Raw genomic sequence first — 22,917 nt, 5'->3', positions numbered from 1 at the left:
AAAATCTACTCTCGCTAAGGCTTAAAAATCAGCGAACTCCGCAATCGTCTTGCCGCTGCGCTGTTCAAGGAAATCGAGCAGGCGGCGCGGCGTAACGTTGAGGATGCGATCTTCCGGGAAGCCGACCTCTTTGGTGATGCGCAGGCAGTGCTCGAAATCGCCAAGCGTGAAAGCGGTGTGCGAGTCAGAACCAAAGGCTAAACGCCCGCCCGCATCACGAACCGCGGCGGCCACCGCGCGGCAGTTGGGCTCGCTGCCGACGCGCGAGGTGGTAAAAGAGGAGTTATTGATCTCCAGCGCCACGTCGTAGCGGGCGGCGGCTTCGGCAATCGCCGGAATATCCACCGGGAACTTCGGGTTGCCCGGATGACTGATGATATGCACCTGGCCGCTGGCCATGGCGGCGATCATCGCCTCGGTATGAGTGGCTTTATCGGCGGGTGGAAATACCGGCTCGTGAAAGCCCGCCACAATCAGATCCATCACGTCGAGCATCGGGCCGGTGCAGTCAATGTCTCCCTGCGTATTTTTAATGTTGGCCTCAATACCGCGCAGCACGCCGACGCCGTCGATCACCCGCGGCCAGATTTTCATGTTGATAAAGTGCCAGTAGTGCGGCGCGTCGGCCATATCCGGGCCGTGATCGGTGATGGCAAACAGCTTGATGCCGTTCTGTTTGGCATGAAAAACGTAATCGTGCAGCGTGCTGTAAGCGTGGGTGCTGGCAACGGTATGCATATGCAGATCAACAGGATACATAATATTTCCTTGTCAGAATTAAAAGTTAGTAACCGCGCGAACGATCGACGATGCCTGCCGGCGTCTCGCCGTTTTCCAGCGCCGTGATGGCGGTGCAGATGAAATCCAGCGCCTCATCCGGCAGCGTAATAGCGGCATTATGCGGCGTGATCGCGACACGCGGATGACGCCATAGCGGGCTGTCTGACGGCAACGGTTCGGTGGCGAAAACATCCAGCGCCGCGCCCTTGATCTGCCCGCTCTCCAGCGCCTGTAGCAGATCGGCTTCCACCAGATGCGTGCCGCGCGCCATATTCAGTACAAACGCGCCGCTGGGCAGCTGGCTGAGCAGCGCATGATCGATAATGCCCTGCGTTTCTGGCGTATCGGGCAACAGATTGATCAACACCCGGCAGTCACGCAGAAAGTCAGCGCGCCGATCGTTGCCATAAAAGGGCGTCACGCCGTCGATCTGCTTCGGTGAACGGCTCCAGCATCGCACCGGGAAGCCCCAGCTCGCCAGGCTGCGGGCGACGCTGCTACCCAATACGCCTGCGCCCAGTACGCCCACGGTAAACCGATCGCGCGGATAGTTTTCCAGCCGTTGCCAGTGCGCCTGCTGTTTTTGCAGCTGATAATCATCAAAGCGCCGAAACCAGCCCAGTACGGTGTACACCGCATACTCCTGCATCTGCCGCGCCATGCCGGTATCTTCCAGGCGCAGCAGCGGCGTCTCCTCATGCAGCAGGGTTGGGTGCTGACGCAGCTGACCAAGAATATCGTCAACGCCCGCGCCAAGCGCAAATACGCCCTTCAGCCCACCACGATGCTGCAGCATCTCCAGCGGCGGTGAGCGCACCAGTGCGTAATCCGCGGGCGCATCATCGCCCGGCTGCCAGCACCGAAAATGCGCATTGGGTAAGCGCTGCATGACGCCGCGCTGCCAGATATCCGCATCAAATGAAGGGTGATAAAACAGAACGTCCACCTTGCCTCCTCGCAATCTCACTATGGGTTTACTGCGCCCGCCAGCCCTTACCTTATCAAATCAGGCCGCCGACATCGGCAGTCGGAGAGAATAAATCCTGCTGACAAAAGCCCTTCCCAGCTCACACTTCGCTATGACGCAACGGGACATTTCCGGAATTGCGTCTAAAGTTGTTTGTATGCTCAATTACTTAGAGATGATCCCGTTAAGGAGTAACAGATGATTCAAGCACAACGTCGTCACGGAAAATGGCTGCTCACCATGCTGATCGCTACCCTGGTTGCCGGTACCAGCTTGTCGCTGCAGGCGCAGGACAACGATCGCATGCTGAATAACGCCCCGCAGCCGCCAGATATGCGTTTAGGGCCGCTGTTTCATGCGGTGCAGGCGGCGACACTCTTCCCGGATCAGAAAACCTTTGCCGATGCGGTGCCGAAATACGATCCCGCGTCGATTCTCGCCGACTGGCAGATGCAGAAAAATCAGCGCAATTTCGATCTGAAACACTTTGTCGAAACCAACTTTACCCTGCCCGCGGCCGCTGAAAAATATACGCCGCCAGCGGGTCAGAATCTGCGCCAGCATATCGACGGTCTGTGGCCGGTGCTGACGCGCACCAGTGAGAAAGCGGGCCCGTACGATTCGCTGCTGACGCTGCCAAAACCCTATGTGGTGCCAGGCGGCCGCTTCCGCGAGGTCTATTACTGGGACACTTATTTCACCATGCTGGGGCTGGCCGAGAGCGGTCACTGGGATCGCGTGCAGGATATGGTCGACAACTTTGCCTACGAACTGGACAAGTATGGTCACATTCCTAACGGCAACCGCAGCTACTATCTCAGCCGATCGCAGCCGCCGTTTTTCAGCCTGATGATCGACCTGCTGGCGCAGCACGGCGGCGATCAGGTTTACAGCAAGTATCTGCCGCAGTTACAGAGAGAGTATAACTACTGGATGGCCGATGCAGATGGCCTGAAAGCGGGCGAAGCGGGCAAGCGCGTGGTGAAACTCAGCGACGGCACGCTGTTGAACCGGTACTGGGATGCGCGCGATGTGCCGCGGACGGAATCCTGGATGAAGGACGTTGCGCTGGCAAACGCCTCGCCGGAGCGGAATAAAGCGGAGCTTTATCGCGATCTGCGCGCCGGTGCCGCCTCGGGCTGGGATTTCAGTTCACGCTGGCTGGATAATCCCAAAGAGCTGGCGACCATTCACACCACCAACATTTTGCCGGTCGATCTCAACAGTCTGCTGTTCCACCTGGAGCAAACGCTGGCGCGTGCCAGTAAAGCGGCCAACAAGCCGGATGACAGTCAGCGCTTTGCCGCCCTGGCGGAAAAACGTCAGAAAGCGATTAACCGCGTGCTGTGGGATGAGAAACAGGGCTATTACGTCGATTACGACTGGAAAAAACGCGCGCTGCGTCCGCAGCTGACCGCCGCTACGCTGTTCCCGCTCTATCTGCGCGCCGCGGGTGACAAGCAGGCGCAGCGCACCGCCGACGCGGTGAAAAAGCAGCTGGTCAAAGAGGGCGGCCTGGCGACCACTACGGTGAATAACGGCCAGCAGTGGGATGCGCCAAACGGCTGGGCGCCGCTGCAATGGGTTGCGGTGGAAGGGCTGAATAACTATCAGCAGCAGCCGCTGGCGAAAGATATCGGCCTGCACTTCCTGAAGAATGTGCAAACCACCTATGACCGCCAGCAAAAGCTGGTGGAAAAATATGTGGTTGAGGGCAAAGGTCTGGGCGGCGGTGGCGGCGGTGAATATCCGTTGCAGGACGGCTTTGGCTGGACCAACGGCGTGACCCTCAAGCTGCTCGATATGTACTGCCCGAAAGAGGTCACCTGTAACAGCTACGGTGACGTCACCCAGAACATGAAGAAGTAATTTCTGCCGTGCGGGTTCGCCCGCACGCTTTTCCCCTGCCTGCTGCGCCTCCCGCCTGGTATTACAACTTCAGATCAATGATTGCAATCCTTATCTAAAAGTGAATAATTCTCATTGCCATTCGCATTGCCATTATTCCTTTTACTGAACAGGGATCTTTCTGATGAACACGCCTCTGAAGCCGCTGCTGTTGCTGTGCACACTGCCGTTAACTCTTGCTGCACAAACGCTGGTGGTTAACGCCGAACCGGAACAGTCCGCCGATTCGCCGACCAACGGCTACAACGTTAAAACCAGCCGCGGTGCGACAAAAAGCGATCGCCCGCTGATCACCACCGCGCAGTCCGTTTCCGTAGTTACACGCCAGCAAATCGAAGATCAGGGCGCGGCCACGCTTAACCAGGCGCTGAACTATACACCGGGTGTGTTTACCAATTTCGCTGGTGCCGCCAGCCGTTACGATACGGTTTCGCTGCGCGGTTTCCACGGCGGTGACGTTGATAACACCTTCCTCGATGGCCTGCGGGTGATGAGCGACGGCGGCAGCTTCAATGTGATGCAGGTCGATCCCTGGTTTCTCGAACGCGTCGATGTGATCAAAGGCCCCTCTTCTGCGCTCTATGGGCAAACGGTACCGGGCGGCCTGGTGAACATGACCAGCAAACGCCCACTCTTTAACGAACAGGGGCATTTTCGTCTCTCCGCCGGCAGCCAGAACAGCAGCAGCGCCGCCTTTGACTATGGCAACGCCATCAACGAACAGTGGGCTTTTCGCCTGACCGGCATCACCCGTAACAGCGATACGCAATACGATCACACTCGCGAAGAGAAATATGCGCTGTCGCCGCAGCTGCTCTGGCAGCCCAATGAAGAGACCTCGCTGCTGCTGAAGGCGTACTGGCAAAAAGATCCTTCCGGCGGCTATCACGGTTCGGTGCCAGCCGATGGCTCGCTCAATGAGCATAACGGCCAACGGCTGAGCCGCGGCTTTTATGAGGGCATCAGCTCGCTGGATCGCTTTAAGCGCCACCAGCAGATTTACAGCTACGAGTTTACCCACCATCTGAACGATGTCTGGCAGTTTCGCTCGGTGGGCAGCTACAGCCATTCCAGTGTCGATCTTGATCAGGTCTATCAGATTGGCTGGAACGCCGATAACGCTGAGCTGCTTAACCGCTACTATTCGGGTGAACGCTCGTCGCTTAATGCGGCAGCGATCGATAATCAACTGCAGGCGGAGTTTGCCACCGGCGCGCTGGCACACACGCTGACCCTGGGCGCGGAGTATCATCGTTTCCGCAATCAGCTCAGCAAGGCAACCGGCGGGCTCAGTGCGCCGCCGCTGAATGCGCTGACCGGCGAAACGCTCGGTGCCGTGCCGGATTACACCTGGAGCAACGCCTCGCGCCGCTACTACCAAACCGGGATCTATTTGCAGGATCAGCTGGTGTACGATCGCTGGCACCTTGACCTTTCCGGCCGTTACGATCGCATCGTGGCGGATAACAGCGGCATCAAGCGTCGTCAGGACGATCACGTCAGCGGCCGTGCGGCCCTGCTTTACGCCTTTGATAACGGCCTCTCGCCTTATGTCAGCTGGAGCCAGGCGATTACCCCGGCGGTGCTGACCGGTGCCGATGGCACGCAGCTGAAACCCACCACCGCTGAGCAGCTGGAAGCGGGCCTGAAATATCAGCCGCCGGGCAGCGACGACTTCTACTCCATCGCGCTGTACGACCTGATGCAAAAAGATGTCGCCAATCGCGATGTGATCACCGCCACCTATACGCCAGCGGGCAAGGTACATGCGCGGGGCCTTGAGCTGGAGGCGCGCAATCAGCTGACGCCACGGTTGAGCACCCTTGCCGGTGTGACGCTGAATCATGTGCGCTTTGAAGATGCGGTGGATGGCAACAGCGGCCACACGCCTTACGTGACGCCGGATGCCATGGCGACGCTGTGGGCGCACTATCAGTTCGCTGGCGGTATTCGCGCCGGTGCTGGCGTGCGCTACCTCGGCAAGCAGTGGGCGGACAATGAAAACAGCACGCGCATGCCGTCGGTCACGCTGTTTGACGCCTCGGTGCGCGCCGATCTGGGTGCCTTCACGCCGCAGCTGAAAGGCGCCTGGTTCCAGCTGGCGGCCAACAATCTCACCGATCGGCGTTATGTCGCCGCCTGTTACGGCACCGGTTACTGCTACTGGGGCGCTGAACGGACGGTTACCGCCACGCTGGGCTACGATTTCTGACGCCCCAAACACACCGGGCCAGCAGCGCCCGGTTTTTTTATTCCTCGTCAGTCGCATTTCGAAGAATAAAAAATATAACCCATTGAAAGTAAGCAACTAAAAACAAAAAATCCGCCAATTTTTGTAATACTTTGTCTTACATATCCTCGCGCCAAAACAGGACGATTCTGGCAGGATACGCGCCTTCAGCGTTCACCCTGCGATCTCTTAATGAAGTGGATTTCAAAAAACGCGGTGCTGTTTTCGGCGAAAACCTGCCTGGCCGCGTTTCTGGCGTTATCTGTTGCTTTGTTTCTGAATTTTGAAAAACCCGCCTGGGCGTTAACCACGGTTTACGTCACCTCCCAGCTCTATGCCGCTTCGACCATTTCGAAATCGGTGTTCCGGCTGATGGGCACCCTGCTTGGCGGTCTGTTTATCCTGCTGATCTATCCGCAAACCGTGCAGCACCCGCTGTTGTTCAGCCTGTGCGTTTCTCTATGGGTGACCGCCTGCCTTTATCTGTCGCTGCATGACCGCACGCCGAAAAGCTACGTTTTTATGCTGGCCGGTTACAGCGCCGCGATCATGGGTTTTCCCGAGGTGACCACGCCGGGGTTGATCGTGAATACGGTGATTTCGCGCATTGAGGAGATCACGCTGGGAATTATTTGCAGCACGCTGGTGCATCGGCTGATTATGCCGGTCTCGATGCATCATCTACTGGCGCAGAATATCAGCACCTGGTTTCAGACCGCACGCGCGCTGTGCGTGGAGTTGCTGACCGTGCAGCCTGATGATAAATCGCTGGCGCGTGACGATATTTTGGTGCAAATGGCCAGCTATCCACTCAACGTGGAGACGCTGATTACCCACTGCGTTTATGAAGGTGAAGCGGCGCAGCGCCTGATTCGTCTGGTGAGCGTGCAGTACCAGCATCTCTCTTATCTGCTGCCCACGCTGACCGCCATCGAAACCCGCCTTAGCCTGCTGGCGGCGGCGCAGATCGCCTTTCCGCCCGCGGTCGCGCAGACCTTTCAGCAATTTATCCTGTGGTTAAATCAGGAGCCGCATCAGGACGCCGCCAGCCTGCGCGTTACCCTCAGCGAGAGCCAGCACGCGCTGGAAACGCAATGGCGGGCGGGCTCGCTGACGCTGCAAGAGTGCGCGCTGCTGACCGGATTGCTGGAGCGCCTGAGCAATATGGTGCGCATCGTGGAGGCCTATCACACCGTCAGCGAGCGCGGCAGCGATCTGTGGAGCGACAGCGACAGCGCGCCGGTGAGCAACCCGCGCGCGTACCGGCATATCGACAACGGCCTGCTGCTGCTCTCCTGCTCCACCGCGTTTCTCGCTACCCTGCTTTCCAGCCTGTTCTGGATTGCCAGCGGCTGGCGCGATGGTGCCACCGCGCCGATGATGGCGGCGATCCTCAGCTCCTTTTTTGCCGCCATCGATTCACCGATCACGCCGATGAAGCTGTTTGTTAAAGGCGTGCTGTTTGCGCTGGCGATCAGCGTGATTTATATCGCGTTGCTGATCCCGCAGGCGGTGACTTTTGAGGCGCTGATGATCTGCCTGGTGCCGGGGCTGTTTGCGCTGGGACTGGTGATTGCGCGGCCTGCCACCAATCTGATTGGCCTCAGCGTGGCCATTCAGATCCCCGGTTTTATCGGCCTGAGCCACCATTACGTGCCCAACCTTACCGCCACGCTCAACGCTGCGCTTTCGGCGCTGATCGGCATTTTGTTTGCCGTGGTGCTGACGGCGATCATCCGCAATAAGCGACCATCGTGGATTGCGAAACGCGCGGTGCGTAAAGGCATGCGCGAGCTGCTGCGGTTTATCAAGGAGATCGAGCGCAACGCCTCGTCGCTGCTGGCGCGCCAGCAGTTCATTGCGCGCATGCTCGATAAGGTGAATATTATTCTGCCGCGCAGGCGGCTCGATCCCGATCCGGAACTGATGGCGGGCGGCGATCTGATTGCGGAAGCCTGGCTGGGTGCTAACTGCTTCGATTATTATGCGCGCCACCGCGAGGTGCTGGAGCGCTATTGCATCGACAGCGGGCAGATGTTCCATGAGCTGGCGCTGTTTTTAAAGCGGCGTATGCGCCTGTTTTCAGCCGTGCCGCATCAGGATCTGCTGGATGAGCTGAGCCAGCTGCTGCTGACGCTGGAGCGCTGCGCGCGCAGCGATCATGCGATGTTTATGCCGCTGCTCTATCTGTACAACATTCGCGCCTCACTGTTTCCGCAAGCGCGCTGAATAACAGGCAAAAAAAATCCGGGCTGCATAGCCCGGATGAGATTCTTCAGATCAGACGCGATTTAGCTTCTGACTTTGCGGTAGATCCACAGCACCACGATGGCACCGACCACCGCCACAACAAAGCTGCCGAAGTTGAAACCGTCAACGCGACCAAAACCAAACAGCGTACTGATCCAACCGCCCACTACTGCACCGATAATACCCAGTACTACGGTGATAATGAAGCCGCCGCCATCTTTACCCGGCATGATCCACTTAGCGATAATACCGGCAATAAGACCAAAAATAATCCATGAAAGAATACCCATTGTACTGCTCCTTACTTTTTGCTGATTAAGATGCCAACGACCAGACCTAACGCGGCACCGATGCCAACGCCAGACCACGGATTCTGTTTCACCCAGTCGCAGGATTGTCCTGCGGCGTTTTTCAATTCATTGTGCACGTCGTCGGTAACATCCTGACCACGCGACTGTGCTTCATTTGCCAGACGCTTCGCGTCACGCTTGTTGAACATTTTATACTCCTGTTTTCGCTGTCCATATGCTTTACAAAAAACAGTATAGTCAAAGATCCTAACTCTGTGATTTAAGTGATAACTTTTTCGCCAACGCGCGCCGAAGCTGCGCATATGTAAAGTTTTTTTTTGCCAGGTCGATACTCAATACAGAGAAAGGAAGAGCACTTTATCGGGATGGAGTGGGAAGTGAAAGAAAACGATAATGAACAGTTTATCAAACGCGGCACGCTGGCGGTTCTGGGCGTTTTGCGCGATTTACAACGCTTTCGTGCGCCGATTATGGTGACGCATGCGCGGGGTCAGCTGATCAGCCGTATTCTGCATGTGGATGACCAGCAGCTTATTTTTGACCTCGGCAGCAACGATTACGATAACCAGGTGGTGCAGGACGTGGCGGAGATCCACTTCAGCGGTGATATGCAGGGTGCCCGCATCGAATTTTCGCTGACGGCGTTTACCGTCGGCGAGTGGGAAAACATGCCGGCGTTTATCGCCCCGCTGCCGGAACAGCTGCTGAAAATTCAGCGCCGCGAATATTTTCGCATTTCGGCACCGCTGGAGCCGGTGTTCTGGTGCCATACCCGCTGGCCCGATGGTAAACCCGCCCGCTTTCGCCTGCAGGATCTGTCGCTGGGCGGCATGGGTGTGCTGCTGGATGAGCCGCTGCCCGACGGCCTTAACGGCGGTGAGATCATGAAAAACATGCGCGTTGAGCTGGGCGAATATGGCCAGTTTGAGCTGGATGCCCAGCTGCTGCACGTTGGCGAGCGCAGCACGGTGAGCAAAAAGAATGAAACCCGCGTGACGCCGCGCCTGAGCTTTCGCTTCGATTCACTCAATCCGGTGCAGGAACGCCAGCTGCAGCAGGTGATCTTCGCGCTGGAGCGCCTGGCGCGCGACAAAGCCACCCGCTTTCAGTGATGCCGCCGGGCGCGTTGCCCGGCTTCACAGCTTCATACGCAGCAGTCGCAGACCGTTAGCGGTCACTAACAGACTGGCGCCAACGTCAGCGAACACCGCCATCCACAGCGTGCCCCAGCCCATCAGCGTCAGCAGCAAAAACAGCACCTTCAGCCCGATCGCCAGCGCAATGTTTTGCCGCAGGATACGCCACGTCATGCGTGAACAGCGGATAAACTGCGGCAGCTTGCGCAGATCGTCATCCATCAGCGCCACGTCAGCGGTAGCGAGCGCCGTATCGCTGCCCATCACGCCCATGGCAATACCGATATCGGCGCGCGCCAGCGCAGGCGCATCATTGATGCCATCACCCACCATCGCCGTGGTACCGCTCTGCGTCAGCGCCGCGACGGCGTCGAGCTTATCCTGCGGCAGCTGCTCACCCAGCGCGCGATCGATACCCACCTCGGCGGCGATGGCGGCAACGGTGGTCTGATTATCGCCGCTGAGCATCACCGTTTTGACGCCCAGCTGATGCAGTTCGGCGATCGCTTCCCGGCTGCCCGCCTTCAGCCCGTCGGCGACGGCAAACAGCGCCACCACCTGCGCGGCATTCGCCAGCATCACCACCGTATTCCCTGCCGCTTCCAGCTGCGTGCGCTGCTGCTCGATCGCGGGCGTCAGCACCGTTACCGCCTGCATCAGCCGGTGATTGCCCAGCCACCACGTCTGATCTGCCAGCGTGCCCTGGATACCGCGCCCTGGCAGTTCGCGAAACGCGGAGACCGCCATAGCTGGCGTGCTGGCCCGGCCAATCGCCTGTGAAACAGGATGGGTGGAGTGCGACGCCAGGCTGGCCGCCAGCGCCAGGCTCTGCGCGTCATCCCATTCCGCGCAGGGCTGCACGCTACGCAGTTCGGGCTGGCCGCGGGTTAGCGTGCCGGTTTTATCCAGCGCCAGCCAGCGGATAGCGCGCCCGCTTTCCAGCCAGATGCCGCCTTTGATTAATATCCCGTTCCGCGCCGCTAAGGTTAGCCCGCTGATCAGCGTAACCGGCGTGGAGATCACCAGCGCGCAGGGACAGGCGATCACCAGTAGCACCAGCGCTTTATAAATCCAACCCTGCCAGTCGCCCAGCCAGATAGCCGGTAGCGTGGCCACCAGCAGCGCCAGCGCCAGTACCACCGGCGTATAGATGCGGGCAAAGCGATCCACCAGATGATGAATCTCCGCCTTGCTGGCCTGCGCCTGCTCCACTGCCGCCACAATGTTGGCCAGCGTGCTCTCCCCGGCCAGATGCGTGACCTGATAATCGAAGCTGCCGGTGCTGTTAAGCGTACCGGCAAACACCTTGTCGCCCGGCGCTTTATCCACCGGTACGCTTTCGCCGGTGATTGCGGCCTGATCGATCGCCGAATCGCCCTGCGTGATGATGCCATCCAGCGCGATGCGCTCACCGGGCCGAATATTTACCGTGCTGCCCGGCATCACTTCCTGTACCGGCAGCGTCTGCCAGCTGCCGTCAGCCTGCCTGACACGCGCACGCGGCGGCGCCAGATCCATCAGCGCCGCCACGGCGTTACGCGCCCGATCCTGCGATCTCGCCTCCAGCCGTTCAGCCAGCGTAAACAGCACCATCACCATGGCGGCTTCCGGCCATTGGCCAATCAACAGCGCGCCGGTGACCGCAATGCTCATCAGCGCATTGATATTCAGGTTGCCGTTGCGCAGCGCCAGCCAGCCCCGCCGCCAGGTGTTCACGCCACAGGCAACAATCGCCAGCGCTGCCAGCGCCGCCTGCACCCCCTCGTGCAGCCCAAACCAGTGGGCGGCCTCTGCCAGCGCGGCCGCACACGCCGCCAGCAGCAACGGCCAGCTGCGCAGCGGTTTTTTCGCGCTCACCGGCGTCGGCTGCGCCGCGTCCAACAGTCGTGGCGCAAACCCCAGCTCACGCAGCGCCGCCAGCATGGGCTGCCGCGCCGCGGGCTGATGGCGCACGGTCAGCACACGCTGCATCAGGTTAAAACTGAGCTGCTCCACGCCCGGCATATCGCCCAGCCGACGCTGAATCATCTGCTCTTCTACCGGGCAGCACATGTCGGTGATCTGCACGCGACTGACTGCCGCATCCGGGCTGACCGGTGACGCGGTACGCCGAAGATTGATGGTGCCGCGAATCGCGCCCGAAGACGTTTTACTGCAACAATTCTTCATTATCCTTTCCTGTTCGCTTGCTATAGTGGCATTAGAAACCCTGAAGTTATTTCAGGGTCAAGCCGTAACGAGGGTGATATGAAAATTGGTCAGCTGGCACGCAATTCCGGGTTCAGCGTCGAAACGCTGCGCTACTACGAACGTGAAGGGTTGATACCGCCGGCCCTGCGCGACGACGTTAATAACTATCGCCACTACCAACAGGCGCACCTTGAGGCCGCGCTGTTTATCCGTCGCTGCCGGGCGCTGGATATGAGTCATGAGGAGATCCGCACGCTGCTCGACGCCCGTGCGCGACCGGAAGCGGACTGTCGCGCCATCGACCAGCTGATCGAGAGCCATTTGCAGCATGTACAACGTCGCATCGATGAGCTGCAGGCGCTGGAGCAGCAGCTGATCGCCCTGCGCAACAGCTGCCTGACCGCCAGCAGCGTACGCGACTGTGCCATTTTGCAGCATCTTGAGCAGCCCGCTGAGACGCACTACCCGCTGGCGGAGACGCATCTCGGCGGCAGCCATCATCGTTAATCGCCGGTAAAGCTGGCGAAGCGCTACCCGATGAACCAGGCTTAGCACTCGCTTTTTTTTAGCTTCTTTTGCCCGCTGGGCACCCCATATGGAGTAATTGACCGATGGAAAACTGGCTCACCTCACGGAACTTTTACCGTGTGCTGTTTAATGAAACCCTGTGGATCAACAGCGCTATCGTGATTATTGGTACGCTGGTGATTTACACCGTGCTGCGCACCGCCATCAGCTTCTTTTCCAAACGCATCGCCCGCCTGAGTGAACAACACACCTCAAAATTCTACGGCATTGCCGGTGAGATCCTGCGCAACACCAGCCAGACGCTGCTGCTAATTTTCTCGGCGTTGATCGCGGTGAAGTTTATCGATTTACCCACAGGCTGGCGCAGCGCCATTTCGCACGGCTGGTTTATCGCTCTGATGGCGCAGCTGACGCTGTGGCTCGACGGATCGATTCGCCTGTGGCTGAGTAATATGCTGCGCGAGCCGACGCACGTGCGCAATCCGGTGACCACGGTGATCCTCGGCTTCCTGCTGCGCGCCTTTGTCTGGGCGATGATGATGCTGGCCATTCTCTCCAACATGGGCATCAACATCACCGCGCTGGTGGCCAGCCTCGGGGTCGGCGGTATCGCCATCGCGCTGGCGGTGCAGACCGTGCTCAGCGACGTGCTCGCCTCGCTGTCGATCGGCTTCGACAAGCCGTTTGAACACGGTGACTTTGTGGTGTTTAACGATATTGCCGGCACGATTGAGCACATTGGCCTGAAAACCACGCGCATTCGCAGCCTGAGCGGTGAGCAGATCGTCTGCTCCAACACCATTTTGCTTCAGCAAACCATTCACAATTACAAGCGCATGCAGCAGCGCCGCATCGTGTTTAAATTTGGCATCAACTACCAGACACCGGCGGAAAAAGTGCGCCAGATTGGCGGCGTGGTGAAGGAGATTATTCAGCAGGTGCCGAAGACGCGCTTCGACCGCGCGCACTTTTTGTCGTTTGATGAGTCGCAGCTGACCTTTGAAGTGGTCTATATTGTGCTCGACGCCGACTACAACATCTATATGGATATTCAGCAGGAGATTAACCTGCAGCTGATGGAACGTATGGCAGAGATGAACATCCGTTTCGCCTTCCCTATTCGTCGCATCGAGTTCACCGGCGGTACGCTGCCGGAAGTCAGCATTGCCGGTAACGCCTCCAATGAGGAAGAGCGCCAGCGCGCCAATGCCTGATTTGCTCCTGTTGCTAACGGCACCTTAAAGGTGCCTTTTTAGCGACACACGCTCAATTTGCTGAAAATTCGCACCGACTCCATCTTCGCTCCACATTTGTTGCAAGCCGATACAATCCTGATGAAAAGTGCGCTCTTAAGATTATTCTTAATAGGGCAGCGTTTCCTGCTGGTTATTTTCGTTTATGCCCTGCGACATAGCGCCTTAACGCCGTTAGCCCGATCCACACAGGACCACAAAAAACCATAGCGCAGACGCCGCTGAAAAAGCCGTTTCTTAACCACACAATTTGTTATTTAATCCCGCCGTCCGCACCGCCTGAATAGTGATTCTTTTTGTCGTCGGCCACGTAATGTGGCGGCAGGTTGTTGAATCTTTTTTATTAAGCAGCGGATAAAGCAGAAGGCACATCGATTATATAAGAGACAACAGCATGAATAAGAAGCTAGTCATTGTTTTAATGACTGCGGGCCTGGCGCAGGGCGCGCTGGCGGCGGAAGTGTATAATAAAGACGCAAATAAACTCGATTTTTATGGCAAGGCCGTGGCCCGTCATTATATCAGCGATAATACTGCGGTTGATGGCGACGCGACCTATATTCGCCTCGGCTTTAAAGGCCAGACGCAAATCAGTGATGTGCTGACCGGTTTTGGCCAGTGGGAATATAACTTCCAGGCCAACCACAGCGAAGGCGGCAACGATGCGCAAAACGGCAATAAAACCCGCCTTGGCTTTGCCGGACTAAAGCACGCGACTTTAGGTTCCATCGATTATGGTCGCAACTACGGCATCATTTACGACGTTGGCGCGATCACCGACACGCCGGTGATCTTTGACGACGAGACCTATATCAGCGCCGATAACTTCATGACGGGTCGTGGCGGCGGCCGCCTGACCTGGCGTAACAACGATTTCTTCGGCCTGGTGGATGGCCTGAACGTGGCCGCGCAGTATCAGGGCGCCAACAGCAACAGCACCAACAATCCGCGTTCCGCGACACGTGCTAACGGCGACGGCTATGGCTTTTCGCTGAGCTACGACACGCCGTGGGATGTGAGCATTCTTGGTGCCTGGGCGACCTCAAAACGCACCACCGCGCAAAACGCCCTGCTGCTGGGTGACGGCGATCGCGCCGATATCTGGGCCACCGGCCTGAAATACGATCACGACAGCGTTTATCTGGCCGCCACCTGGGCGCAGAGCCAGAATATGACGCCAATCGGTAGCCTCGGTTACGCCAATAAAACCGATAACCTGGAAGTGGTGGCGAAGTATCTGTTCCAGAATGGTTTTGCACCGGAAGTCGGCTATTTCAAATCCAAAGCCAAAGATCTGCAACTGACCGGCGATCAGGACATCATGCATTACTGGGATTTCTCGCTGGTCTATTACTTCAACAAAAACATGTCCGTGTATGCCGATTACAAGCTGAATCGCATCGATAAGGATAACAATCTGGGCATCGCCTCGGATGACCAGACCGGCCTCGGCCTGACCTACCAGTTCTGACCCATACGCCTGGCGATGCCAGGCGTTTTTTAATCCCCCAGCCGATAGCCCGAGCCGCGAATGCTTTGCGGGACAAAGCGCACCCCCGCCGCGGCAATTTTTTTGCGTAGCTTACTGATATGACTGTCTACCGTGCGTTCGCTGACCTGCTCATCGTTGAGGCAGGCGTGCTGGATTGCCTGACGGGAAAAGATCCGCTGCGGCTCGCTCAGCAGATAACTGAGGATTTTCAGTTCAGTGGCGGTCAGCATGGCGGCGATATCCTCGCGCGCATCGCCGACCAGCACCTGACGCGTTGCGCGATTAACGGCGATATTTCTGCTGGTCAGCCAGTCACTCTGTGCCGGTTGTCTGGCGGTGGCCAGCTGGATCCGCGCCTGCAGTTCGTCGCTGTTCATTGGCAATAGCAGAAAATCATCCGCCCAGCGCGGTACATAGCGCAGCGCATCCTCGCTGACCAGTGCAATCAGCGGCACCGCCGCCCGCTGCCCAAGCCGTGACAGCGACTGCCACCCCTCTTTCGCCCCGGCTTTGACACGGAATAAAATAACCTGCGGCAACCATTGCTGAATAAGCTGGTTTATTTTGGCGGTTTTATTGGCGCTAATGACGTGATAGCCCTGATTATTCAGACCAGAAACAATCTCCTGCTGAAGAAAATCATCTTCTTCCGCCAATAAAATATTTACCGGCTGCGATAATAACGGCGTCACATTATTCATTCCCTGCAGGTGAACTCTGTTTTCACTGCCGATGGACGGCGGCGTTTTCTGATATTTAGCCGCTCAGATAAGTTCGACAAATCTATTTATTCGCCTGGCTGCGCGGCGGCTGAAATGTAAACCTGATGATGAATGAAGGCAATACTATTTTAAGCATTGGCAGAGAATGTCTGCTAAACAGCGGAAGGATGGCCAGGACGGGTACTAAAAACCGCTACGCTGCCGGCGCGGGTTATCCGGCAGCAATTAACGGATCAGGAGTCGATAGTGCGGTAGGCGGTGGTCACCTTCCACAGATAGCGCGGCGCCTGCGCAGCCGGATGCTTTTGCTGCACGTGCTGATAGAAATCTTCCGGCGTCATGGCGTTGATCATAGCGATCGCGCGATCGCGGCTGGATGAGAACGTGCGCAGCAGCGCGCCCGCACCGTTGGCATAGGAAACGATTGTGGCGTAGCGCAGCGTTTGTGGATTACGAATGCCGGCCAGCGCGGAGTCCTGCAGGATGCGTAAATAGGCGGCACCGATATCGATATTTTTTGCCGGATCGCGCAGTTCGGCGGTGCTCGGCTGACCACGACGGCCCTGCGTACGATAGACTTCGCGGCCTGCGGTTGACGCTTTGATCTGCATCAGCCCTACCGCATTAGAGCGGCTGACCACACCCGGATTACCGCCGGATTCAACGCTGATAATGGCGCTGATCAATTTTTCATCGACGCCATACTGGCTGGCGGCGTTTTCGGTAAATATGGACCAGGCATCAGATACTTTACCCGGCGACGCTTTGGTTAAAGGCGTCTGTTTTTCCTGTAATGGAGGATGCGAAGGGCCACTGGCGCAACCGGACAATAACAGAGCTGAAAGCACAAGCAGTCTTAATCTCACACCGTTTTCCTTAATAAACCTGTCCCGCGCCCAATCATACGGAGAGATTCGCCGGACAAAATTACCTTTTATCCGAATTGCTAAAATTCGCTGGCGCTATCGTGACTTCATGCGCTTTTTTCGTCATTATCGTGATGACAGCAGCATTAACCGTTGAATAACATCCGTTTCCGGAGCCGCAGGATGCCAGACCGCCACACTCGCCTCATTCGTCTGATCGCGCCATCAGGCTATTGCCTGCAGCAGGAGGCCGCCCACCGCGGTATCAACCGTTTGCAGCAGGCTGGACACCAGGTCGATAACCTTGACGTTGTGACGCGCCGTGAGCAGCGTTTCGCTGGCAGCGATGCGCAGCGTCTGGCGGACATCAACCAGCTGGCGACGCTGGCCGACCTGCCCGATATCGTGCTGGCGGTACGCGGCGGCTATGGTGCATCGCGGCTGCTGGATAAAATCGATTACATTGGGTTGCAACGCCGCTTGCTGAATCAGCCGGTTGCGCTGTGCGGACACAGTGATTTCACCGCTATTCAGCTGGCGCTGCTGGCGCAAACCGGACTGATTACCTTCAGCGGTCCGATGCTTGCCGCTAACTTTGGCGCGGCGCAGCACTCTGATTTTACGCAGCAGCATTTCTGGCAGGCGCTGACCGCGCCGCAGTTTGCACTGGCGTGGCCGACGTCGGCACCGGACTGCAGCCCGCGCAGCGGCAGGGTCTGGGGCGGCAACCTCACGATGATCTGTTCGCTGATCGGCACGCCCTGGCTGCCGGTGCATCAGGACGGCATTCTGGTGATCGAGGATATCAATGAGCATCCTTACAAAATCGAGCGCATGATGCTGCAACTGCAGCAGAGCGGGATTCTGGCGCGTCAGCAGGCGATTGTGACCGGTAGCTTTAGCAGCGCCGCCATCGGTGAGTATGACAACGGCTTCGATTTTACCACCGTGTGGCAGCGGCTCCGGGAGAGCACCGGCCTGCCGATCGTCACGGATTTACGTTTTGGCCATGAGGCGGATACGGTGACCGTGCCGCTGGGTGCGCGTGGAGAGTTGCAGGTAGAGGCGGGCACGGCGCGACTGTCGCTGAGCGGCCATCCGATTTTGACGTAACGGTATTGTCTCCAGGAGACCCTTGATGAAGCCGCTTTATCCCGACTTATGGATCTCCACCCCTGAATTCCCGGCGGAAGATAACGACATTATGATGCACGGCTTTATGCTGCGTCATCCGCGCGGCAACCTGCTGTTCGGCCGTATTGAAAACCCGGACGATCATAACGTTATTGAACTGGAAGGTGGCGCGATTCGCCACTATTTTACCCACTGGCACGAAGCGGGCCCCGGCGCGGCGCTGATTCAGCAACGCTTTAACAGCGCGCTCTACTGCCACAGCCGTTCGCTCAGTGCGGTGATGACCAGCGTTGAGCCGGATGAGACGCTGACGCACGATGAACTGCATTTCGGCGATCTGCAGATTCTCTCCACGCCCGGCCATACGCCCGGCTCCACCAGCTATTTTTACGCCTCGCCGCACGGCAAAAAGTATCTGTTCGTGGGTGATACGCTGACCCGCGATCATGAACGCTGGATCACCGTTCAGGTGCCGGACAGCAATCGCGCCGATCTGGAGCGCAGCCTGCAACGTTTTCGCAAGCTGCGGCCCGACGTTATTTTGATGAGCACCACTCGCGGTCACCTGTCGTGGCAGGAAGTGACGCTGATGGAATGGCTTGACGCGATCGACGAAGCGGAACAGTCACCGGTGGTGGTGCGTGAATCGCCACTCTACTTACCGCGTCATTAAGGCTCTTCAATCAGCGCTTTGGTTAAATAGTGGCGCTGATAGTGGTGAAGGTAATTATCGAGAGAAAATCGCAGCTGATAGCCCTGCTTTTCATAGAAGGGCCGCGCCTGAAAACTTGCGGTGTCCACCTGGGAAAAACGGCAGCCGCGGCTACGCGCTTCCGATTCCGCCGCCTTAATTAGCTGACTGCCCACGCCTTCCCCGCGCAGCGCCTCGCTAACCCACAGCATATCGATGCGCAGCCAATTGCCGGTGGTGGAGCCAGTGAGTCCGGCAAGCTTGCGGCCCTGCTCATTGACCACAAAGATGCCCAGCGCCTTGATCACATCAGCATCAAAAAATTGGTCGTTATAGGCCTTCAGACCGAGACGTATCTCATCCAGATCGTGCTGGCTCGGCGTGGCGGTGATCTTCAGTTCCATGGCTACCTCGGCGATCAAAAAAAGGGGCTAAAGTGAACGACCTGATTATGAATCAACGTGCGCGGCAGCATCCCAACGTTCCAGCGTCACCGACTGCGTGTCACGATCGGCGCTGCGGTTGCAGGGAGTCAGGCTGTCGCTGTCGTTGAAAGCAAAGAAAGTTTCACCGCTGCTTTTGTTCACAATCAGCTGATCGCCGTTGCGGAACTGGGTAATCGCCACCTTATCGCCGTCGTTGATGCGTGAACGGGTCTGCCCTGAAGCGATCTGAAAGTGGTGCTCTCCCCACATCAACGTACTTAAGCCGTAAGCCGCGCGGGAAACCGTCATGGTGGCACGCCCGCTGCAGGTGATCTGGAATTCAGTTTCAGCCTGCGCAGAAGATAAACCGGCCAGCATCAGCAGCGCGGCAACAGAATAGCGCCTCATAGCCTCTCCATTTCGTTTGATTTCATTAGGGAATTTCAAGGTTATCACAGCAGGTTTTAAATGAAGAGATCGCTATCGCAGAAAGCTGCCCATGTTTTTTCTGCCCGACGCGGGTTACCACTGTCGCCGATGAAATGTGGAAATTGTTAGCTTTTATAGTATGTTGTAACTAGGGGCGGTGCGATTTTTTTCTGCTCATCCTGCCACGCTATTCGCTTGCGACAAATCTGAAAATGGCATTCAGGGCAATTATTTGCGCCGACATTGAACAATTTCCGGCACTAAAAAAGCGGGCTTTATCACAGATAAAGCCCGCTCGATAACGGTATCCTTGCCCTGGAAACAGGTTACTCAGCAGCAACTTCAGCCGCTATTAGCATCAATGCCATACCCGCAGACTCCTCATCATACTCGCCCATCACGGCGCGCAGCGCGGCTGCACAGGCATCAACCTGCTGTTTTTTTTCGTGTGCCAGTTTCTCAATCGCATGACGAATAATCATCAGACTGGCTTCTTCTTCTCTCATCAAAATAACCTTGTAATGGTGATCCAGTGCCTAACCGGGCCAAGAATAACGTGACAACACTGCAAAAGTCACCCCTTTGCCTCGTTTTCGCTTAACTGTAACGCCGCAGCCAAATTTTTTTCACGGGCAAAAATGCTATGCTGAGACTATCCGCTTTGGGATCACGGAACGATAAAGGGCCGAACACATGCTGCGACTTCCCCTGCTTTTCACCGCGCTTTTACTCGCAGGCTGCGCCTCGGGCCCGCAAGGTGTGACCTGTCGTGGCGACCTTTCCACACTTGACGGGAAAGCGCTCGGGCAAAGCACGGCAAAGGTGTTTGACCTGGTTAACGCGTTCAACGTCAGCAATGACGATGTCACCGTTGAGAGTGGCCCGCTGCATTCAAATGATCGGCTGCGCTGGATCCCCTCTGCGGTGACTAAAGAGGGTTACTATGCGCAACGCCTCTCCTCACACCACTTCCGCCTGATCAATCCGTATCAGGATAACCAGGTGACATGGCAGTGTCCGTAGAGACCGGTCCCAAAAAATGCTACCGTTTGCGCTTTATGGTTTTGGAAAGGAAAAACAGTGGAAAGAGACGTTGAGAATAACGATGTTGTTCTGTTTCCCTGGCCCGGCAAACGCCGTGCAGATAACCGCGTAAGCTGTGGCGGCATCGATCTCACGCTGGAAACTGGCCGTATCGATGAGATTGAAGAGTGCGCCCGCTCGGTAAACCTGCGTCGCCTGCTGGAAGAGGTGAATCTGCAGGATGGACTGTTTATGACGCTGGCCTGCGATCACGTGAAACTGGAAAACGGTACGGCGGGTTTTGTGACCTTCGCACTTCGCCCGGAAACCTTATCGCAGCTCCGATCTCACACCCTCGACCTCGACCGACAATTCTGGCGTTATCTCGCCTGGCAGGAGAGCGAGCATGCGATGGCCGCAGGTGCGCTGGTGAACTACGCGCAGTCGGTGATGAACTGGACTCATGCGCCGGTGCAGATCCGCGGTGAGCAGTATGACCGCATCACCGTGCAATATTATTGTGAGCAGTCAGATGAAGCGGAATGGTGTCTGGATCACCTGCGCCATTTCCTGGTATCGTGGTTTCCCTGTCAACTGGCGCAGGATCAGCCGTGAACCCGGACAGTGCCGGGCAATACTCACGGTTTTACCAGTCTGATGGCGTGCTCCAGCACGCGCTGCTCCTCACGATCGCTGTCCCCCCGTTTTAGCCGCGTCTGTTTTAACAGCGTGGCCAGCATCTCGCGCGGCGTATCATGGCCGCTTTCTGCCAATACAATCACCGCATCACCCACTACCCGGCACACTTCGTCGTAATACTCTTCGCTTAATACATCGCGTTTCATTGGTCACCTCCTCAGTAAAGCCTGGCATAAAACCGGCGATTGAAAATGTCAGTATGCTGTCAGGAGTGAAAAAAAATATGTCTGTTGATTGCAACGTCTTTCGCTGCCCGGCAGAACAAAATCCTTGTGCTATGGTTAATGTAGTAGCAATGATGCTGCCAACCCAGGAAGGAGATGCCTTATGTTTGATAAAGCGAAAGATAAAGCAGAAGAAGCAGCAGGCGCCGTACAGCAGCAGTTTGGTCGCGCCACCGGTTCTGCAGAACATGAAGCGAAAGGCGCCGTACGTCGTCGCGCTTCACAGGCAACCTATGCGGTTGATGACGCACTGGATTGCGCGCGTGATGCCGCGGCGAAAAGCCCGCTGACCGCGCTGGCTGTGGCTGCAGGCGTTGGCTTTGTGCTGGGTAAACTGCTTAGCTCACGCTGAGTCTGTCACCAGAATTAAGCTTACGAGCCCGCCTTTTGGCGGGCTTTGTCATTCTGAAGAGGAGAGAATCATGTTTAACGTTGATGATTTCGTGCAGTCTAAAACTGGCGGCCCCAAAATGCAGGTGGTGCGGGTAGAAGACGATCTGCTTTACTGCATTCGCATTGACGATGCGCATAAAAAAGAGCTTACCGTGCCCGCCTCTTCCGTGAATCTGTATCACGAAGAGGGTGATTTCGGCGTCTGCTGAATCAGCCGATGAATGCCAATAAAAAACCCGCCAGCGGCGGGTTTTTTTACATCTGAGCAGAATCAGTTTTTCAGATCGTACTCAAGCGTGATCTCAGCATTCAGTACCTGAGAAACCGGGCAGCCCGCTTTCGCTTTCTGAATGATGGCGTCAAAGGCCGCTTTTTCGATGCCGGGCAGCACGATGTCGCTTTTCAGCGCGATTTTGGTGATCGCAAAGCCGTCATCTTTTTTGTCCAGCGAGACGTCAGCAGTGGTGTCGATGCTGGTTGGCGTGAAACCTTCCAGACCGAGCATCATCGATAACGCCATAGAGAAACAGCCAGCATGTGCTGCGCCGATCAGCTCTTCCGGGTTGGTGCCGGGTGCGTCTTCAAAGCGGGTATTAAAACCGTACGGCTGCTGCTTCAGCGCGCCGCTTTCAGTAGAAATGGTGCCTTTACCTTTTTTTAAATCGCCTTCCCAATGCGCCTGGGCTTTCTTATGAATAGTCATTCTTTCCTCCCGTTGATGAGACACAGCGTTAAGTATAGTTAAGGCTGAGGATTTTGCCGGAGCCTGACGGTCAGTCGGCTGTTTATTCAACAACTGCGCCAACGACTTAGGCTGTGCATGATGTGAAATAGTGGCCCCGGCGCACAAAGCGCTTGCCTGCCAGTGGGGAATCGGGGTTATGTTGCAGGGGAAAACGTCACCCAAGGAGAGAAGAACGATGAGTGCTTATATTATGTTTGTGCGCGATGCCACCCTCGATGCTGAAGAGCTTGCGACCTACAGCAAAATGGCCGCCGACGCGCGTGGCGATCATCCGTTAACCGCGCTGGCACACTACGGTGATTTTGAAGTGCTGGAAGGTCAGGCGTCGGAAGGCGTGGTATTGCTGAAGTTCCCGGACATGGCCGCGGCGCGAGCGTGGTATCACAGCCCGGCTTATCAGGCAGCCAAAGTGCATCGCCTGAAAGGCGCAGAATATCGGGTGATTCTGGTCGACGGCGTCGAATAATCTGCCCAACGCAGACCGGATATCAACAAAAAACCCGCCAGTCGGCGGGTTTTTT

At 56.9% G+C, this 22,917-nt stretch carries 26 protein-coding genes; 14 read left to right on the top strand and 12 right to left on the bottom strand.

The annotated features are described in order from the left end of the window. Positions 1–21 precede the first annotated feature (21 nt). On the bottom strand, positions 22–759 hold the full coding sequence (locus EM595_RS07570) for a phosphatase (RefSeq protein ID WP_067429850.1): 738 nt from the start codon (positions 757–759) through the stop codon (positions 22–24). Positions 760–784: 25 nt separating this feature from the next. Continuing rightward, the gene (gene ghrA, locus EM595_RS07565) at positions 785–1,669 is read right to left on the bottom strand and encodes a glyoxylate/hydroxypyruvate reductase GhrA (RefSeq protein WP_419190150.1); all 885 of its coding nucleotides are present in this window, start codon (positions 1,667–1,669) and stop codon (positions 785–787) included. Positions 1,670–1,945: 276 nt separating this feature from the next. On the opposite strand from ghrA, the gene treA reads away from it, so the two are divergent. The 3 genes from treA (at position 1,946) to EM595_RS07550 (ending at position 8,114) form a co-directional block, all read left to right on the top strand. Beyond that, on the top strand, positions 1,946–3,616 hold the full coding sequence (gene treA / locus EM595_RS07560; protein WP_067429845.1) for an alpha,alpha-trehalase TreA: 1,671 nt from the start codon (positions 1,946–1,948) through the stop codon (positions 3,614–3,616). Between the two features lie 163 nt (positions 3,617–3,779). Continuing rightward, the gene (locus tag EM595_RS07555) at positions 3,780–5,867 is read left to right on the top strand and encodes a TonB-dependent siderophore receptor (RefSeq protein ID WP_067429839.1); all 2,088 of its coding nucleotides are present in this window, start codon (positions 3,780–3,782) and stop codon (positions 5,865–5,867) included. A 210-nt stretch (positions 5,868–6,077) separates the two neighbouring features. Beyond that, a complete protein-coding gene (locus tag EM595_RS07550) occupies positions 6,078–8,114 on the top strand; it encodes an FUSC family protein (protein ID WP_067429836.1) in 2,037 nt (678 codons plus the stop codon). Positions 8,115–8,176: 62 nt separating this feature from the next. Here EM595_RS07550 and EM595_RS07545 read toward each other — a convergent pair whose 3' ends face one another. Beyond that, positions 8,177–8,425, bottom strand: a complete 249-nt coding sequence (locus EM595_RS07545; RefSeq protein ID WP_067429833.1) for a GlsB/YeaQ/YmgE family stress response membrane protein — start codon at positions 8,423–8,425, stop codon at positions 8,177–8,179. An 11-nt stretch (positions 8,426–8,436) separates the two neighbouring features. Further along, a complete protein-coding gene (locus EM595_RS07540; protein ID WP_067429830.1) occupies positions 8,437–8,634 on the bottom strand; it encodes an ElaB/YgaM/YqjD family protein in 198 nt (65 codons plus the stop codon). 189 nt (positions 8,635–8,823) lie between these two features. Between EM595_RS07540 and EM595_RS07535 the strand changes: the two genes are divergently transcribed. Continuing rightward, a complete protein-coding gene (locus EM595_RS07535) occupies positions 8,824–9,558 on the top strand; it encodes a flagellar brake protein (protein WP_067435260.1) in 735 nt (244 codons plus the stop codon). 24 nt (positions 9,559–9,582) lie between these two features. Here the strand turns inward: EM595_RS07535 and EM595_RS07530 are convergent, their stop codons facing one another. Further along, positions 9,583–11,751: a heavy metal translocating P-type ATPase gene (locus tag EM595_RS07530; RefSeq protein ID WP_082691651.1), complete on the bottom strand. Its 2,169-nt coding sequence runs from the start codon at positions 11,749–11,751 to the stop codon at positions 9,583–9,585. 78 nt (positions 11,752–11,829) lie between these two features. On the opposite strand from EM595_RS07530, the gene cadR reads away from it, so the two are divergent. The 3 genes from cadR (at position 11,830) to EM595_RS07515 (ending at position 15,024) form a co-directional block, all read left to right on the top strand. After that, complete coding sequence (gene cadR / locus EM595_RS07525; RefSeq protein ID WP_067429828.1) at positions 11,830–12,279, top strand: Cd(II)/Pb(II)-responsive transcriptional regulator; 450 nt, start codon at positions 11,830–11,832, stop codon at positions 12,277–12,279. 104 nt (positions 12,280–12,383) lie between these two features. Beyond that, positions 12,384–13,514, top strand: a complete 1,131-nt coding sequence (locus EM595_RS07520) for a mechanosensitive ion channel family protein (protein WP_067429825.1) — start codon at positions 12,384–12,386, stop codon at positions 13,512–13,514. Positions 13,515–13,947: 433 nt separating this feature from the next. Next, positions 13,948–15,024 carry a porin gene (locus tag EM595_RS07515; RefSeq protein WP_067429822.1) on the top strand — a complete coding sequence of 359 codons (1,077 nt, stop codon included), beginning with the start codon at positions 13,948–13,950 and terminating at the stop codon, positions 15,022–15,024. A 29-nt stretch (positions 15,025–15,053) separates the two neighbouring features. Here the strand turns inward: EM595_RS07515 and EM595_RS07510 are convergent, their stop codons facing one another. Both EM595_RS07510 and emtA read right to left on the bottom strand, forming a co-directional pair. Beyond that, positions 15,054–15,737, bottom strand: coding sequence for a winged helix-turn-helix domain-containing protein (locus tag EM595_RS07510; protein WP_157883856.1), 684 nt, complete (start codon positions 15,735–15,737; stop codon positions 15,054–15,056). A gap of 263 nt (positions 15,738–16,000) precedes the next feature. Next, complete coding sequence (gene emtA / locus EM595_RS07505) at positions 16,001–16,633, bottom strand: membrane-bound lytic murein transglycosylase EmtA (RefSeq protein ID WP_082691650.1); 633 nt, start codon at positions 16,631–16,633, stop codon at positions 16,001–16,003. Between the two features lie 183 nt (positions 16,634–16,816). On the opposite strand from emtA, the gene ldcA reads away from it, so the two are divergent. Together ldcA and EM595_RS07495 are read left to right on the top strand one after the other, a co-directional pair. Continuing rightward, positions 16,817–17,746 carry a muramoyltetrapeptide carboxypeptidase gene (ldcA, locus tag EM595_RS07500; protein WP_067429804.1) on the top strand — a complete coding sequence of 310 codons (930 nt, stop codon included), beginning with the start codon at positions 16,817–16,819 and terminating at the stop codon, positions 17,744–17,746. Between the two features lie 25 nt (positions 17,747–17,771). After that, positions 17,772–18,440 (top strand): MBL fold metallo-hydrolase, encoded by a 669-nt coding sequence (locus EM595_RS07495; RefSeq protein ID WP_067429801.1) that lies wholly within the window; start codon positions 17,772–17,774, stop codon positions 18,438–18,440. Here the strand turns inward: EM595_RS07495 and EM595_RS07490 are convergent. The 3 genes from EM595_RS07490 to EM595_RS07480 all read right to left on the bottom strand — a co-directional run bounded on the left by EM595_RS07490 (position 18,437) and on the right by EM595_RS07480 (position 19,818). Continuing rightward, the gene (locus EM595_RS07490) at positions 18,437–18,862 is read right to left on the bottom strand and encodes a GNAT family N-acetyltransferase (RefSeq protein ID WP_067429798.1); all 426 of its coding nucleotides are present in this window, start codon (positions 18,860–18,862) and stop codon (positions 18,437–18,439) included. The two genes, EM595_RS07495 and EM595_RS07490, sit on opposite strands and share 4 nt — an antisense overlap. Before the next feature lie 45 nt (positions 18,863–18,907). Beyond that, complete coding sequence (locus tag EM595_RS07485) at positions 18,908–19,291, bottom strand: hypothetical protein (protein WP_067429796.1); 384 nt, start codon at positions 19,289–19,291, stop codon at positions 18,908–18,910. A gap of 347 nt (positions 19,292–19,638) precedes the next feature. Continuing rightward, positions 19,639–19,818 carry a hypothetical protein gene (locus EM595_RS07480; protein ID WP_067429794.1) on the bottom strand — a complete coding sequence of 60 codons (180 nt, stop codon included), beginning with the start codon at positions 19,816–19,818 and terminating at the stop codon, positions 19,639–19,641. Between the two features lie 187 nt (positions 19,819–20,005). Between EM595_RS07480 and EM595_RS07475 the strand changes: the two genes are divergently transcribed. After that, on the top strand, positions 20,006–20,335 hold the full coding sequence (locus EM595_RS07475; RefSeq protein WP_067429792.1) for a hypothetical protein: 330 nt from the start codon (positions 20,006–20,008) through the stop codon (positions 20,333–20,335). Positions 20,336–20,392: 57 nt separating this feature from the next. Beyond that, positions 20,393–20,950, top strand: a complete 558-nt coding sequence (locus EM595_RS07470) for a hypothetical protein (RefSeq protein ID WP_067429790.1) — start codon at positions 20,393–20,395, stop codon at positions 20,948–20,950. 23 nt (positions 20,951–20,973) lie between these two features. On the opposite strand, the gene EM595_RS07465 is transcribed toward EM595_RS07470, so the two are convergent. Then, positions 20,974–21,180, bottom strand: a complete 207-nt coding sequence (locus EM595_RS07465; protein WP_067429787.1) for a DUF2767 family protein — start codon at positions 21,178–21,180, stop codon at positions 20,974–20,976. Positions 21,181–21,361: 181 nt separating this feature from the next. Here EM595_RS07465 and EM595_RS07460 point away from each other — a divergent pair, with 181 nt between their 5' ends. Then, the gene (locus EM595_RS07460) at positions 21,362–21,610 is read left to right on the top strand and encodes a glycine zipper domain-containing protein (protein ID WP_067429785.1); all 249 of its coding nucleotides are present in this window, start codon (positions 21,362–21,364) and stop codon (positions 21,608–21,610) included. 70 nt (positions 21,611–21,680) lie between these two features. Beyond that, positions 21,681–21,860, top strand: a complete 180-nt coding sequence (locus tag EM595_RS07455; protein WP_067429783.1) for a GDFGVC terminal motif YodC-like protein — start codon at positions 21,681–21,683, stop codon at positions 21,858–21,860. Positions 21,861–21,922: 62 nt separating this feature from the next. Here the strand turns inward: EM595_RS07455 and EM595_RS07450 are convergent, their stop codons facing one another. Continuing rightward, a complete protein-coding gene (locus EM595_RS07450) occupies positions 21,923–22,354 on the bottom strand; it encodes an OsmC family protein (RefSeq protein ID WP_067429780.1) in 432 nt (143 codons plus the stop codon). Between the two features lie 217 nt (positions 22,355–22,571). Here EM595_RS07450 and EM595_RS07445 point away from each other — a divergent pair, with 217 nt between their 5' ends. Further along, positions 22,572–22,862: a DUF1330 domain-containing protein gene (locus tag EM595_RS07445; RefSeq protein WP_067429773.1), complete on the top strand. Its 291-nt coding sequence runs from the start codon at positions 22,572–22,574 to the stop codon at positions 22,860–22,862. Positions 22,863–22,917 lie beyond the last annotated feature (55 nt).

This window comes from Duffyella gerundensis, from assembly GCF_001517405.1.
GTDB classification, from domain to species: Bacteria; Pseudomonadota; Gammaproteobacteria; order Enterobacterales; family Enterobacteriaceae; genus Duffyella; species Duffyella gerundensis.
The sequence above is the reverse complement of the archived record's forward strand: the minus strand, read 5'-3'. Positions and strand labels throughout refer to the sequence as shown.

Bases quoted from the DNA above. Each gene is read 5' to 3' on its own strand.
- ldcA (WP_067429804.1), top strand. From the start codon at position 16,817: ATGCCAGACCGCCACACTCGCCTCATTCGTCTGATCGCGCCATCAGGC.
- EM595_RS07455 (WP_067429783.1), top strand. From the start codon at position 21,681: ATGTTTAACGTTGATGATTTCGTGCAGTCTAAAACTGGCGGCCCCAAA.
- EM595_RS07550 (WP_067429836.1), top strand. From the start codon at position 6,078: ATGAAGTGGATTTCAAAAAACGCGGTGCTGTTTTCGGCGAAAACCTGC.
- EM595_RS07485 (WP_067429796.1), bottom strand. From the start codon at position 19,291: ATGAGGCGCTATTCTGTTGCCGCGCTGCTGATGCTGGCCGGTTTATCT.
- EM595_RS07520 (WP_067429825.1), top strand. From the start codon at position 12,384: ATGGAAAACTGGCTCACCTCACGGAACTTTTACCGTGTGCTGTTTAAT.
- EM595_RS07445 (WP_067429773.1), top strand. From the start codon at position 22,572: ATGAGTGCTTATATTATGTTTGTGCGCGATGCCACCCTCGATGCTGAA.
- cadR (WP_067429828.1), top strand. From the start codon at position 11,830: ATGAAAATTGGTCAGCTGGCACGCAATTCCGGGTTCAGCGTCGAAACG.
- EM595_RS07465 (WP_067429787.1), bottom strand. From the start codon at position 21,180: ATGAAACGCGATGTATTAAGCGAAGAGTATTACGACGAAGTGTGCCGG.
- EM595_RS07480 (WP_067429794.1), bottom strand. From the start codon at position 19,818: ATGAGAGAAGAAGAAGCCAGTCTGATGATTATTCGTCATGCGATTGAG.
- EM595_RS07545 (WP_067429833.1), bottom strand. From the start codon at position 8,425: ATGGGTATTCTTTCATGGATTATTTTTGGTCTTATTGCCGGTATTATC.
- EM595_RS07515 (WP_067429822.1), top strand. From the start codon at position 13,948: ATGAATAAGAAGCTAGTCATTGTTTTAATGACTGCGGGCCTGGCGCAG.
- treA (WP_067429845.1), top strand. From the start codon at position 1,946: ATGATTCAAGCACAACGTCGTCACGGAAAATGGCTGCTCACCATGCTG.
- EM595_RS07460 (WP_067429785.1), top strand. From the start codon at position 21,362: ATGTTTGATAAAGCGAAAGATAAAGCAGAAGAAGCAGCAGGCGCCGTA.
- EM595_RS07555 (WP_067429839.1), top strand. From the start codon at position 3,780: ATGAACACGCCTCTGAAGCCGCTGCTGTTGCTGTGCACACTGCCGTTA.
- EM595_RS07475 (WP_067429792.1), top strand. From the start codon at position 20,006: ATGCTGCGACTTCCCCTGCTTTTCACCGCGCTTTTACTCGCAGGCTGC.
- EM595_RS07490 (WP_067429798.1), bottom strand. From the start codon at position 18,862: ATGGAACTGAAGATCACCGCCACGCCGAGCCAGCACGATCTGGATGAG.
- EM595_RS07530 (WP_082691651.1), bottom strand. From the start codon at position 11,751: ATGAAGAATTGTTGCAGTAAAACGTCTTCGGGCGCGATTCGCGGCACC.
- EM595_RS07450 (WP_067429780.1), bottom strand. From the start codon at position 22,354: ATGACTATTCATAAGAAAGCCCAGGCGCATTGGGAAGGCGATTTAAAA.
- ghrA (WP_419190150.1), bottom strand. From the start codon at position 1,669: ATGCAGCGCTTACCCAATGCGCATTTTCGGTGCTGGCAGCCGGGCGAT.
- EM595_RS07570 (WP_067429850.1), bottom strand. From the start codon at position 759: ATGTATCCTGTTGATCTGCATATGCATACCGTTGCCAGCACCCACGCT.
- EM595_RS07495 (WP_067429801.1), top strand. From the start codon at position 17,772: ATGAAGCCGCTTTATCCCGACTTATGGATCTCCACCCCTGAATTCCCG.
- EM595_RS07540 (WP_067429830.1), bottom strand. From the start codon at position 8,634: ATGTTCAACAAGCGTGACGCGAAGCGTCTGGCAAATGAAGCACAGTCG.